The 12,178-nt window shown below is 63.2% G+C and carries 12 protein-coding genes and 1 pseudogene; 3 read left to right on the top strand and 10 right to left on the bottom strand.

Features of this window, described 5'->3' with window-relative positions:
* Positions 1-203: 203 nt before the first annotated feature.
* From NKH43_RS34135 to NKH43_RS34150, 4 genes and pseudogenes are all read right to left on the bottom strand, one after another.
* A complete protein-coding gene (locus NKH43_RS34135; RefSeq protein ID WP_352861895.1) occupies positions 204-617 on the bottom strand; it encodes a VOC family protein in 414 nt (137 codons plus the stop codon).
* A 486-nt stretch (positions 618-1,103) separates the two neighbouring features.
* Positions 1,104-1,988, bottom strand: a complete 885-nt coding sequence (mmsB, locus tag NKH43_RS34140; RefSeq protein ID WP_352861897.1) for a 3-hydroxyisobutyrate dehydrogenase — start codon at positions 1,986-1,988, stop codon at positions 1,104-1,106.
* Positions 1,989-2,064: 76 nt separating this feature from the next.
* A pseudogene (locus tag NKH43_RS34145) lies at positions 2,065-2,432 on the bottom strand (four helix bundle protein).
* A 44-nt stretch (positions 2,433-2,476) separates the two neighbouring features.
* A complete protein-coding gene (locus NKH43_RS34150) occupies positions 2,477-3,643 on the bottom strand; it encodes an isobutyryl-CoA dehydrogenase (RefSeq protein ID WP_352861899.1) in 1,167 nt (388 codons plus the stop codon).
* 137 nt (positions 3,644-3,780) lie between these two features.
* On the opposite strand from NKH43_RS34150, the gene NKH43_RS34155 reads away from it, so the two are divergent.
* Positions 3,781-4,395, top strand: coding sequence for a dimethylsulfonioproprionate lyase family protein (locus NKH43_RS34155; RefSeq protein ID WP_352861900.1), 615 nt, complete (start codon positions 3,781-3,783; stop codon positions 4,393-4,395).
* Position 4,396: 1 nt separating this feature from the next.
* Positions 4,397-5,866 (top strand): cobyric acid synthase, encoded by a 1,470-nt coding sequence (locus NKH43_RS34160; RefSeq protein ID WP_352861902.1) that lies wholly within the window; start codon positions 4,397-4,399, stop codon positions 5,864-5,866.
* Here NKH43_RS34160 and NKH43_RS34165 read toward each other — a convergent pair.
* The 3 genes from NKH43_RS34165 to NKH43_RS34175 form a co-directional block, all read right to left on the bottom strand.
* Positions 5,863-6,285, bottom strand: coding sequence for a VOC family protein (locus NKH43_RS34165; protein WP_352861904.1), 423 nt, complete (start codon positions 6,283-6,285; stop codon positions 5,863-5,865). The two genes, NKH43_RS34160 and NKH43_RS34165, sit on opposite strands and share 4 nt — an antisense overlap.
* Before the next feature lie 73 nt (positions 6,286-6,358).
* Entirely contained in the window at positions 6,359-7,189 is an 831-nt protein-coding gene (locus NKH43_RS34170) for a helix-turn-helix domain-containing protein (protein WP_352861906.1), read from the bottom strand.
* Positions 7,190-7,297: 108 nt separating this feature from the next.
* Positions 7,298-7,468: a hypothetical protein gene (locus tag NKH43_RS34175; RefSeq protein WP_023676480.1), complete on the bottom strand. Its 171-nt coding sequence runs from the start codon at positions 7,466-7,468 to the stop codon at positions 7,298-7,300.
* Between the two features lie 515 nt (positions 7,469-7,983).
* Here NKH43_RS34175 and NKH43_RS34180 point away from each other — a divergent pair.
* A complete protein-coding gene (locus NKH43_RS34180; RefSeq protein ID WP_352861908.1) occupies positions 7,984-8,409 on the top strand; it encodes a TerB family tellurite resistance protein in 426 nt (141 codons plus the stop codon).
* On the opposite strand, the gene NKH43_RS34185 is transcribed toward NKH43_RS34180, so the two are convergent.
* From NKH43_RS34185 to NKH43_RS34195, 3 genes are read right to left on the bottom strand one after another with little or no spacing between them, the layout of a single operon-like run.
* Positions 8,406-10,037, bottom strand: coding sequence for an ABC transporter ATP-binding protein (locus NKH43_RS34185; RefSeq protein WP_352861910.1), 1,632 nt, complete (start codon positions 10,035-10,037; stop codon positions 8,406-8,408). The two genes, NKH43_RS34180 and NKH43_RS34185, sit on opposite strands and share 4 nt — an antisense overlap.
* Positions 10,034-10,903 (bottom strand): ABC transporter permease, encoded by an 870-nt coding sequence (locus NKH43_RS34190; protein ID WP_352844342.1) that lies wholly within the window; start codon positions 10,901-10,903, stop codon positions 10,034-10,036. The genes NKH43_RS34185 and NKH43_RS34190 overlap by 4 nt, the downstream gene beginning before the upstream one ends.
* On the bottom strand, positions 10,900-11,847 hold the full coding sequence (locus NKH43_RS34195) for an ABC transporter permease (RefSeq protein ID WP_352495965.1): 948 nt from the start codon (positions 11,845-11,847) through the stop codon (positions 10,900-10,902). The genes NKH43_RS34190 and NKH43_RS34195 overlap by 4 nt, the downstream gene beginning before the upstream one ends.
* Positions 11,848-12,178 lie beyond the last annotated feature (331 nt).

Below are 12,178 nucleotides of genomic sequence, written 5' to 3' on the forward strand. Positions count from 1 at the left end.
CGGTTAGCGGCCCGCGCGCACGTCTCCCCTGGCCCGGCCCCGGCTTGGCCCGGGCGCGCCCCCTGCCGGCGCCCTTTTGGCCCACGGGTTACGTGGGACCGTCCCCCGGGCCCCGGGAATGCGGGCGCCCGGAGATTGAATGCCGCTTTATGGCGAAGAGTTCGCCAGGCGAGGCTGTTGGCGGTATCGACGACCACGCGTGATCACCGGCCCGCCTTGACACCGATGACGTGCCCCTTCGCGTCAGTGACCAACATCCCTTTCGATTGGTCCAAGATCACAACTATGTTGCCGAAAGGATCGCGCACACGGGCGCACCGCCCAACCGCGATCTCGAATGGCGGTTGCACAGCCTCACCGCCGGCGGCCAAGAATTCCTCAAACGCGTCGTCCACGTTATCGACCAGGATGTCGGTCTCGGGACCGATATGAAGATGGACAACCAGTTCCGCATCGGTTTCAGGCAGCGCAAAGCCGGCGGCTTCATCGTCCCGCCAAACGAGGGCATGACCGAGCCGATCCCCATAGAACGATACGGCTGCATCAAGATCGCTCACGCGCAGTAGATGATTATCGAGCTTGCGGAATAATGGTCTTTTTCGAGGCTCGTGCGCCATTGCGGGACCTCAATATGTGAAGAGATTCGTGCGGCCGTATAGCCTCTAATGAAATAGTCTTCGAGACTGTGTCTGCAACCGGGTTGCCTTCAAGCTTTCGAGCCCGCTCGGTGGAAATGGTAGCGAGCCGAAATTCATGTGGGGGTCGTGAGCGGAAATTCAAACTGAGACAGCACCGAAGGGCCGCATCAGCGACGCGGCAATCGGAATATAGCTCCGACGACATGGCGAAAACGCAAAAACCGCGCTCCATCGGAACGCGGCTTTGCCAGATACGCATGGTGCTTCGCCAACAATACACTTGCGAAACTTACGGCGAAACTTACGGGCTCCGGTACGCGAGACCTGATCCGGAGCGCCGGGCGGATGTCCGCCTCGCAATCCGTTTTAAACGCACATCGTTACTGCAGGGTTAGCAAGAGCTTAAGCAAACCTAAATTTGCCGACTTTCCGCTTTGGGCAGATCGAAAACTATGAAATTTGACCTTACGCAGGGTCACCGCGCAGGAAATTGATGATGCCGGAAAAATCCGCGCCGGCATTGCCTTGTGCGTTGAACAGCGCATAAAGCTGGGCTGCCTCTGCGCCGAGCGGCGTTGCCGCACCGACGCTCTGTGCGGCCTCCTGCGACAGTTTCAGGTCCTTCAGCATCAGTGCCGCTGCAAACCCGGGCTTATAGCCATTGTTGGCGGGCGATGTCGGCACAGGGCCGGGCACCGGGCAGTAAGTGGTCAGCGACCAGCACTGGCCGGACGATGTCGAGGCGACGTCGAACAGCGCCTGGTGCGACAGGCCGAGCTTTTCCGCCAGCACGAAGGCCTCGGCAACGCCGATCATCGAAATGCCCAAAATCATGTTGTTGCAGATCTTCGCGGCCTGCCCGGCGCCGTCGTCGCCGCAATGAACGATGCGGCCGGCCATTGGCTTGAGGATCGGTTCGGCCTTGGCGAAGGCGTCCTTCGAACCGCCGGCCATGAAGGTCAGCGTGCCGGCCGCCGCACCGCCCGTCCCGCCGGAGACCGGCGCGTCGATCGTCAGCAATCCGTGCTTGGCCGCGGTGGCATGGGCCTTTCGCGCCGACTCGACGTCGATGGTCGAGGAATCGATGAACAACGCGCCTTTTTTCGCGTTGGCCGCGATGTCTGCGTAAACCGACAGTACATGCTTGCCGGCCGGCAGCATGGTGATGACCGCATCGGCATCCTTTACCGCCGCAACGGCATTGGCCATGATGACGACGCCGTGCTCCCTGGCGATGACGAGGTTTTCCGGCACCAGGTCGAAGCCGTGCACGGCATACCCGGCCTTGACCAGGTTGGCGGCCATCGGATTTCCCATATTGCCGAGGCCGATGAAGGCGATGGTGGTCATAATGGCACTCCGCGGTTTGGGTAAGGCAGGCAGTAGGCAGTAGGCAGTAGGCAGTAGGCAGTAGGCAGTAGGCGACCTATTCGGGCGCAAGTTTGCTAATAAGTTGGCGAAGCATTTTTCCGATGCCCTCGGTCGCTAACGGTACGTGATAAGCTTGGTCATGCGTGGCAAGGCCAATGCGTTCAGCGATCTCAAGGTGTGTCTCGAACTCCTTCACGATCCTTGGGCTATCCTGAGAAATTGCTGATAGGAGCCTCTGTTGTCTCGACCATAACCTTCCGCGATGTTTGCAGGAATAGAGGTTGCTGAGCGGCGAATTTGGCTGGTCAACCCATACAATTCTTCTTTTGGCCATGCCTTGGTCAAGGAGTAGGTGGTGACGGCCAGATCCATCGCCTGCTGCCATACGATAAGATCCTTGTACGAATTGATCTTGCCGGTCATCTTCCTGCCTACTGCCTACTGCCTACTGCCTACTGCCTACTGCCTTACCGTACGATCAGCGCGCGAGCGATGATGACGCGCATGATCTCGTTGGTGCCTTCGAGGATCTGGTGGACGCGCAGATCCCGTACCAGCTTCTCGATGCCGTAATCGTGCAGATAGCCATAGCCGCCATGCAACTGCAGGGCGTCATTGGCGACGTTGAAGCCGGTGTCGGTGACGAAGCGCTTGGCCATTGCCGACCATTTTCCGGCATCCGGCGCCTTGCGGTCGAGCTTCGAGGCGGCGGTGTAGAGGAAGATGCGCGCTGCCTGCAGTTCGGTCTCCATGTCGGCGAGTTTGAACTGCAGCGCCTGGAATTGGTTGATCTTCGAGCCGAAGGCCTTGCGCTCGGCGGTGTAGGCGAGAGTCTTGTCGAGTGCCGATTGCGCGCCGCCGAGCGAACAGGCGGCGATGTTCAAGCGGCCGCCGTCGAGCCCGGCCATGGCGATGCCGAAGCCGGCGCCTTCTGCCGACAAAAGGTTTTCCGCCGGCACCTTGCAGTCCTCGAAGACGACCTGGCGGGTCGACTGCATGTGCCAGCCCATCTTGTGTTCGTTGGCGCCGAAGGAAAGGCCGGGCGCATCGTTCGACACGACGAAGGTGGAAATGCCTTTCGGCCCGTCGGCGCCGGTGCGCGCCATGACGACATAGAGGTCGCTGTCGCCGGCACCGGAGATGAACTGCTTGGCGCCGTTCAGCACATAGTCACTGCCGCTTTTGACCGCGCGCGTCTTCAGCGCCGCCGCATCCGAGCCCGAGCCCGGCTCGGTCAGGCAGTAGCTTGCCAGCCATTCCATCGAGGTCAGTTTGGGCAGGAAGCGCCGGCGCTGCTCGTCGCTTCCGAAGCGGTCGATCATCGATGCTGCCATGTTGTGGATCGAGATGAAGGCGGAAAACGCCGGATCGGCACGCGAAAGCGCCTCGAAGATCAGCACGGCGTCGAGCCGGCCGAGCCCCGAGCCGCCGACATCGTCGCGGACATAGATGCCGCCAAGGCCGAGCGGGCCGGTCTCGCGGATCACGTCGGCGGGGAAATATTTGTTGCGATCCCAGTCGAGTGCGTTCGGCGCCACACGATCGGCGGCGAAGGCCTCGGCCATCTCTTGGATGGCGCGCTGGTCCTCGTTGAGTTCGAACTGGCTGGTGCCCGCATCGACAGCGGCGTCCATGGCGTGCTCCCTGATGTTTCCGGCCTGCTGGCCTGTCGTTTTTGGCTTTGCGCGCCGTCCAATCTAGACCAATGATGCCGCCGCGCAACCCGACCGTCTGCGCAGCCGCTGTGTGCGAATGCGCTTTGGAGCAAAGTGTGACGACAAATTTCGACGAACTGCTTGGACGCTTCCATGCCTATCTCCAGACGTTCGATGATGCGCTGGTGCGCGACGCCGTGGCCCGAATCGGCTGGGACATGCCAAGCCGGCCGCTCGAACCGCATGCACTGCCTTGTCTCGTCCTGCTCGACCGTATCGTCGAACTCGCTCCCGCTGCGGCCAAGCCGCTGGCGCGGCTGGTTGCGCAGCGTCGCGGCGATCTGCGCTGGGGCCAGACCTATGGCGAAGCGGATTTCGGCAAGATTTTCATCGACAATTACGGCTGGCTGGAGGTATTCGGCACGCGCGGTCATTTCGTCAATGAAGAGGTCGCGGCCGGCCTGCTGATCCTTGGGCCCGACATCGTCTACCCCGATCACCACCATGTCGCGGAGGAGATCTACGTCCCGCTTACCGGCGGCACCGAATGGCGCATGGGCGATGGCGGTTTTCGCCTTCGAGCGGCGGGCGAGGTGATCCACCATGCCTCTGACGTCAGCCACGCCATGCGCACCGGCAAGGAGCCACTGATGGCGCTCTATCTCTGGCGCGGCGGGCCACTGGCAGCCAAGTCGACGATCACCGGAACCGTTGCGCAGGGCAGGGACTGATATGGCCAAGGCGATCATGCTGCAGGGCACGGGTTCGGATGTCGGCAAGACGGTGCTCGTCGCCGGTCTTTGCCGCGCGGCGAAGAAGCGCGGCTTGAAAGTGCGGCCGTTCAAGCCGCAGAACATGTCGAACAACGCGGCTGTCGCCGATATTCCAGGCGTTTCAAGCGGCGGTGAGATCGGCCGCGCGCAATGGCTGCAGGCGATCGCCTGCGGCGTGCCGCCGACCATCCACATGAATCCGGTGCTGCTCAAGCCGCAGACCGATGTCGGCGCTCAAGTCGTCGTGCAGGGCAAGGTGTTCGGCGAGGCGCGGGCGCGCGACTACCAGGCGCTGAAGGGCCGGCTTATGGATGCGGTGCTGGACTCCTGGGCAAAGGTTGGCGAGGGCGCCGATCTGGTCATTGTCGAGGGCGCCGGCTCGCCGGCCGAGATCAATCTCAGGAGCCGTGACATTGCCAATATGGGCTTTGCGACGCGCGCCGGCGTGCCGGTGATCCTGGTCGGCGATATCGATCGCGGCGGCGTCATCGCCTCGATCGCCGGCACCCATCTGATCCTGCCGGACGAGGATCGGCGAATGATCGTCGGCTATCTCATCAATAAGTTCCGTGGCGATGTCTCGCTGTTCGATGACGGCATCGAGGCGATCGAAAAGTTCACCGGCTGGCGCTGTTTTGGCGTCGTGCCGTGGCTGAAGGCGGCGGCGCGGCTGCCGTCGGAGGATTCCGTCGTGCTCGATCGGTTGGCGTCCGGCGAGAAGCGCGCGCTGAAGATCGCCGTGCCGATGCTCTCGCGCATCGCCAATTTCGACGACCTCGACCCGCTCAAGGCCGAACCGCAGGTCGAGGTGGTGTTCGTGCCGCCTGGCCAGCGCTGGCCGCAGGATGCGGGTCTGGTGGTCATTCCCGGCTCGAAGTCGACGATCGGCGATCTCGTGAAATTCCGCGAGAACGGCTGGGACCGCGACCTTGCCGCGCACAGGAAACGCGGTGGCCACATCGTCGGCATTTGCGGCGGCTTCCAGATGCTCGGCCATAGCGTGCGCGATCCAGACGGCATCGAGGGCAGCGTTACCGAGACGCAAGGCCTCGGCCTGCTCAATGTCGAAACGGTGATGGAGCCGGAAAAGACGGTGCGCAATGTCAGCGCGCGCTCGGTGCCGTTCGATCTGCCGCTCGAGGGCTATGAAATCCATCTCGGCCGCACCACCGGTCCGGACACGCTGCGGCCGTCCGCCGTTATCAACGGCATCGATGACGGCGCCATCTCCGCCGACGGCAAGGTGTCAGGCACCTACATGCACGGGCTGTTTTCCGCCGACGCCTTCCGAGCGAAATTCCTCGAAAGCCTCGGCGTCAAGGGCGGCGGCATCGACTACCGCGCCGAGGTCGAACGGGCACTGGACGAGATCGCAGCCGAACTGGAAACCCACCTCGACTGCGACGCGATTTTTGGGCTGGCGCGTTAGCTGGCAGCTTCGTCAGCCTTCGGCCAGTATGTGCCGAAGGACCAGACATTGCCTTCCGGATCGCGGCAGATGAATTCGCGGCTGCCATAGTCGCGGTCGGTGAGTTCTTCCAGAATCTCGGCGCCGGCGGTTTTTGCCCGCGCGTATGCCGCGTCGGCGTCAGCGACCGCGACATAGATCGACTTGCCGCCGCCCGACCCGGGCGCGCCGACCATCTTGCCATAGGCATCGTCGCGCGCCGTGCCGAGCATGACGATCGAAGAGCCGAAAGCGAGTTCGGCATGGTGCACCACGTCGCCTTCGCCATAGCGGGCGTGAACGCTGAAGCCGAAGGCCTCGCACAACCAGTCGATCATCTTGCCAGCATTCCTGTAGCGCAGCGCCGGGTAAAGCCGCGGTGCTTCGGTGGTGTTCGGCATGGCCAATCTCCTTCGCTGTGTTGGTCGATCAACCCAGTCTGGGCGAAGGCCCGTCGCGCGTCTTGAAGAAATGTTACCTCACGGCGACAGTCGTCGGCGTGACGCCTGCGAGGTCGCGAAACTCTCGCACCAGATGCGCCTGGTCGGCATAGCCGCAGTCGGCGGCGATGTCGGCCCAATCGCTGCTGGCCTTTCTCGACAGGCAAAGCGCGTGGTTGAAGCGGACGATGCGCGAGAGCGTCTTGGGTCCAACGCCGACCGCGTCCGAAAATTTTCCGGCGAGATGCTTGCGGCTCCAGCCAAGCTTTTCGGCCAGCGTCGAGATGCGGGTCCGACCACTCGTCGAGACGATCGTCTCATAGGCCCAGACAATTTCGGCTTGAGTGCCGTCTGTGGTTGCCAACCGGTCGGCGACGAAGGCCTCGGCAATGGCAAAGCGTGAGCTCCAATCCGGCGCATTGCCAAGCCTTTCGCGCAGCGCGACGCCTCCAACGCCGAGCACGTCATCCAGGCCGACCATGCGGTCGGTCAGTTCGCTCATCGGCCGGCCGAAGAAGCGACGAGCGCCGAGCGGGGTGAAATTGATCTGCACACAACAGGCGCCGCCGAAGGATTCGATCACCACCGGCCCGGCGTAAAGGCCGGCGGCAAAACTGGCGAAGCGGTCATTGTCGCCGGGGTCCCTGCCGAGCCCGATGGCAAAGGGTTCGGCAAAGCTGATGACCAGCGGCACGGTCAGCGAGGCATATTCGATGGCGCGGAAATGGCCTGGCATGGTTTCGCGAAAGCCGCATATGTCGGTGACGGCGCCCTGAAGCCGATGGCACGGAGCGAGCCGCACCATCTCGAACCGATCGAGCCCCGGGCTATCATGGCGGCTGCCGTCTTCGCTGTCGGCGGGCATGCACTTTCCTCCGCCACGCGACTTTAACAGACCATCAGTCGGAATCAAAAGCGCCCGGCTTTGGCCGGGCGCTCCGAGTTGCCTGAGATTCGAAGTTGTCTGGTCGTGTTAAGCGCCGCGCATCAGACAGCCGGCGGCCAGCACGATGTAAGCGATGACGACAATCCACGCGGCATTCAAAGGGATGAACGCAAGAACGCCAAGCGCGGCGAGAACGCCGATGATGGCGATGACAAGGGATATGATGAAAATAAGCTGGGTAGGCGCACTGAGATTCATGTCCGGTCCCTCCTCAACATGATTCGTACAACGGCATAGTATCAGGCGCGCGGTCACACACCAATGAGCGCAGCGGGCTTGCCGGATTGGCCGGCAGTTTTATGGGAGTGGCCAGAACGGTGCCGCGAGTTCGATCACGAAGGGCAATCGCTTCAGACGAATGACAGTTTCCAAATTGTGGCGGAGACCACCAATTGTCGATGTCGCCGCCGCCCCTCATTGCCCTGCCGGGCATTTCTCCCCGTATAGTGACGGGGAGAAAGGGCTGGTCGCAACGTCGGCGCCTTTTCTTGCAGCGTCTGCGATTGGCGAAACCGGTGACGAGAGCGCCCTCTCCCCGTCACTAAACGGGGAGAGGATGCCGGCAGGCAGGTGAGGGGCAGCGCCAACGCCCTAAAGGGGTGAGGAGACGAATTCAAAACCTGAAGCGATTGCCCAGTTCCACCCTTCGCACCCCTTTTGCGCCAAGCCGATTCCGCGCTACCTTCCTGACGAATCGGAAGGGGCTGACGGCGATGGGATTGCTGGACCAGATACGCTCGATCTTCGACGGCGACCCCGGCGTGCGCAAGGTCGCGGACGATCCGGTGCTGTCGGCGGAATTGCTGATGCTGTTCCGCATGATCCTGGCCGACGGGTCGGTCAGCGAAAGCGAAATGACAGCCTTCAGGCGTATCTGCCGGGAAGCCTTCGGCATTCCCGAAACCAGCATCGACAGCGTTATCGAATATCTCAACGAGTTCGGCTACGAGACCAACGGCTCGCAAGCCATCGCTCAGTTTCGTGACCTCGACGTCGAGCGACGCAAGCTGCTCGCCCGCCACATGGCCGAGATCGCCAAGGCCGATTCGCAACTTGCCGGGAGCGAGATGCAGCTGTTGCGCCGCACCCTCGACCTGCTCGACATAAGCCCGGCCGATGTGGTGAAGCCGCAAGACTAATCCGCTCCCCCCTGTTCCTGCAGCCTTTTCGCAATTGCCCGATGCAAATCGGGAGCGGCGGCGACCAGCGCCTTGGCGGCTTCGGATTGCGGGTGGTCGAGCACTTCGCTCGTCCTGCCGCGCTCGACGATCTTGCCGTCATGCATGACCATCACTTCGTCGGTGATGGCGCGGGCGACGGTCAGATCATGGGTGATGAACAGATAGGCAATGCCGAGCTTCTGGTTGAGCTCGGCGAACAGGTCGAGGATCTGCGCGCGGATCGAGACGTCGAGCGCCGAGACCGGCTCGTCGGCGATGATCAGCTTCGGCCGGGTGATGATGGCGCGGGCGATCGACAGGCGCTGACGCTGGCCGCCCGAAAACTCGTGCGGATATTTGTCCATGTCTTTAGGCGACAGGCCGACCTCGTGCAGCGCATGCGCCACCATCTCGCGCCGCGCGGCGGGCGCCGGCTTCTTCTCCAGCACATGCAGCGGCTCGGCCACCAATCTCTCGACCTTCTGGCGTGGGTCGAACGAACCATACGGGTCCTGGAACACGACCTGCATGTCGCGCCGCGCCGGCTTCAACTCCGCCTCGCTCTTGCCGGTGAGGGTGTCGCCGCGGAATCGGATCGTACCGGCGGTCGGCTTGTCCAGTGCCAGAACCATGCGGGCAAGCGTCGACTTGCCACAGCCGGAACGGCCGACGAGCGCCACCGACTGGCCGGGCGCCATCGCGAAGGAGACATCGTCGACGGCGCGGATGGCAGCCGGGCGTTTCAACAGGGATAGGCGCCGTCCGGGATAGTCCCGCGTTACGTTCTCTACCTGAAGCAGCGGCTTGGCCGATCCGCTGTCATGTGTGCGGGCCCGCGCGGGAACATGCATCGAGGCCTGCGCCAGTTGGCGGGTATAGGGATGAAGCTGTTCGGACAGCGTGCGCGCCGTATCCCCGGCCTCCATCACCTCGCCATGGCGCAGGATGGTGATGCGGTCCGCCATCTCGGTCACCACTGCGAGGTCGTGCGAGATGAGCAGAAGACCCATGCGGTCTTCCGCTACGAGGTCGCGCAGCAGGTCGAGGATCTGCGCCTGCAGCACCACGTCGAGCGCGGTCGTCGGCTCGTCGGCAATCAGCAGCTTGGGTTTCAGTGCACAGGCAATGGCAATGACGACGCGTTGGCGCTGGCCGCCGGAGAGTTCGTGCGGATAGCGCGACAAGGGGAACTGCGCCGCCGGCAAGCCAACCCGGTCGAGTATTTTTCGCGCCCGTTCCTCGGCGTTGGCGCGGCTCGCCCTGGTGTGCCAGCGAATACCCTCGGCGACCTGCTCGCCGATGGTCTTGACCGGATTGAGCGCCGTCATCGGCTCCTGGAACACCATGCCGATATCGTCGCCGCGCAGCGCGCACATCTGGTCCTCGCTGGCGGCAAGGATGTCGATGCCGTCGAAGGTGATGCGTCCGCTGGTGTGCGCCGCCCAGGGCAGAAGCTGCATGACGGTGAGCGCCGTCATCGACTTGCCGGAGCCGGATTCGCCAACCAGCCCCATCACTTCGCCGGCCGCGACGGAAAGCTCGACGTCTCTGAGGATAGCGGTGTCGCCGATGGTCAGCGACAGCTTGTCGATTTTGAGCAGGCTCATCGCTGCCGCCGCGATTTCGGATCGAGAATGTCGGCAATGCCGTCGCCAAGCAGGTTCAGGCCAAGCACGGTGACGACGATCGCCATGCCCGGAAAGATCGCCATCCACGGCGCCACCACCATGCGGGTCTGGGCGTCGAACAGCATGCGGCCCCAGCTCGGCATCGGCGGCTGGGTGCCCAGCCCGACATAGGAAAGCCCGGCTTCGGCCAATATGCCCAGCGCGAACTGGATGGTGCCCTGCACCAGCAGCAGCGTGGCGATGTTGGGCAGCACATGTTCGATGCTGATCAGCGTCCTGCTTTTGCCGGCGGCGCGGGCGGCGAGGATGAATTCGCGCGGCCAGATCGCCAGGGCGCCGGCCCGGGCGACGCGCGCGAACACCGGGACGTTGAAGATGCCGATGGCGATGATGGCGTTGAACGCGCCCGGCCCGAAGATGGCGGTGATCATGATTGCCGAAAGCAGCGCCGGAAAGGCGAAGACCAGGTCGTTCAGCCGCATCAGCACGTCGTCGGCGATGCCGCCGCGCGCCGCGGCAAAGGCGCCGAGCGGCACGCCGATGCCCATGCCGATGCCGACCGCCACCAGCGCCACGGCGATCGAGTTGCGGGCGCCGACCATGATCATCGACAGGATGTCGCGACCGAAATGGTCGGTGCCGAACCAGTGCGCCAGCGATGGCGCCTGGGTCTTGTCGGAAATGACCAGCCTGGTGACATCGTAAGGCGTCCAGAAGAAGGAGAGGATCGCGACCGCAGCCACCAGCGCGGTGATGACGAAGCCGGCGAGGAACGAACGGTTTTTGAACGCCTTGGCCAGGATGCCGGCAAGGTTCTCGTCGGGGATGTCGATGTGTAGCGTCATTGCCGGCCTCTCAGGCGCGGATCGACCACCGCATAGGAGAGATCGACAACGAAATTGACGACGATGACGGCGGCGACCAGCAGCATGACGACGCTCTCGACCACGATCAAGTCACGCTGGTTGATCGCCTGGAACACCAGCCGGCCGAGGCCGGGCAAGTAGAAGACGTTCTCGATGATGACGGTGCCGGCGAGCAGGAAGGCGAATTGCAGGCCTAGAATGGTGACCACCGGGAGCATGGCGTTGCGCAGTGCGTGCCGCCACAAGACAATACGATAGGGCAGGCCCTTGGCGCGGGCGGTGCGGATGTAGTCCTCGCTCAGCACTTCGATCAGCGCTGAACGGGTGACCCGGGCAAGGATCGCCGCCTGCGGCAGAGCGAGTGCGATTGCGGGCAGGAGCAGCGATTTCAGCGCCGGCCAGACGCCGGCGCTCCAGCCGGGAAAGCCGCCGCCAGGCACCAGCCGCAGCCAGACGGCGAAAAGATAGATCAGCATCAGCGCAAACCAGAAATTGGGCACGGCGACGCCAAGCTGGGCGGCGCCCATAGCGATCGTGTCGCCGGCCCGGCCGCTACGGCTGGCGGAAAACAGCCCGACCGGGATGGCAATGACGGTGGACAGCGCCAGCGCCATCAACGCTAGCGGCAGCGACACGACGAGGCGCTCGCGGACCAGATCGATGACCGGCACCGAATAGGTATAGGAACGGCCGAAATCGAGGCTCAGCAGCCCGCCGGCCCAATGCAGATAGCGCAGCACGACGGGAGCGTTGAGGCCCATCTGGTTGCGCAGCAATTCGATCTGGTCGGCGCTGGCGTTCAGGCCAAGCATCAGCCGTGCCGGGTCGCCGGGAATGATCTCCAGCACGGCAAAGACCACCATCGAGGCCAGAACCAGCGTGACGACGGCGATGGCGAGGCGCTTGAGGAGATAGGCGGTCATGAGGGGACCAGTGCGGACGCAAAGATCGGGCTAGGGTGTCGTTCCCGCCCACCCCCCTCTGTCCTGCCGGACATCTCCCCCTCAAGGGGGAAGATTGGCAGTTTCCACGCTGACACTGTCCTTGCAACGCTAGTGGTTAGCGAGAGCGGCGATGAGGGCTCGATCTCCCCCCTTGAGGCAGGGGAATCGCATATGGCGATTTTGGGGTTGAGTTTAGGCTGAGAAAGGATTCTTTGGAGAGGCAGGTGAGCGAAGGAGCGACTGCCATTTCCTGCCTTGAGAGCTACTTTGGCGCGGTGCCTGATCCACGCGCGCCCAACGCCACGCACCG

This window comes from Mesorhizobium sp. M1163, assembly GCF_040318415.1.
Classification (GTDB): Bacteria; Pseudomonadota; Alphaproteobacteria; order Rhizobiales; family Rhizobiaceae; genus Mesorhizobium.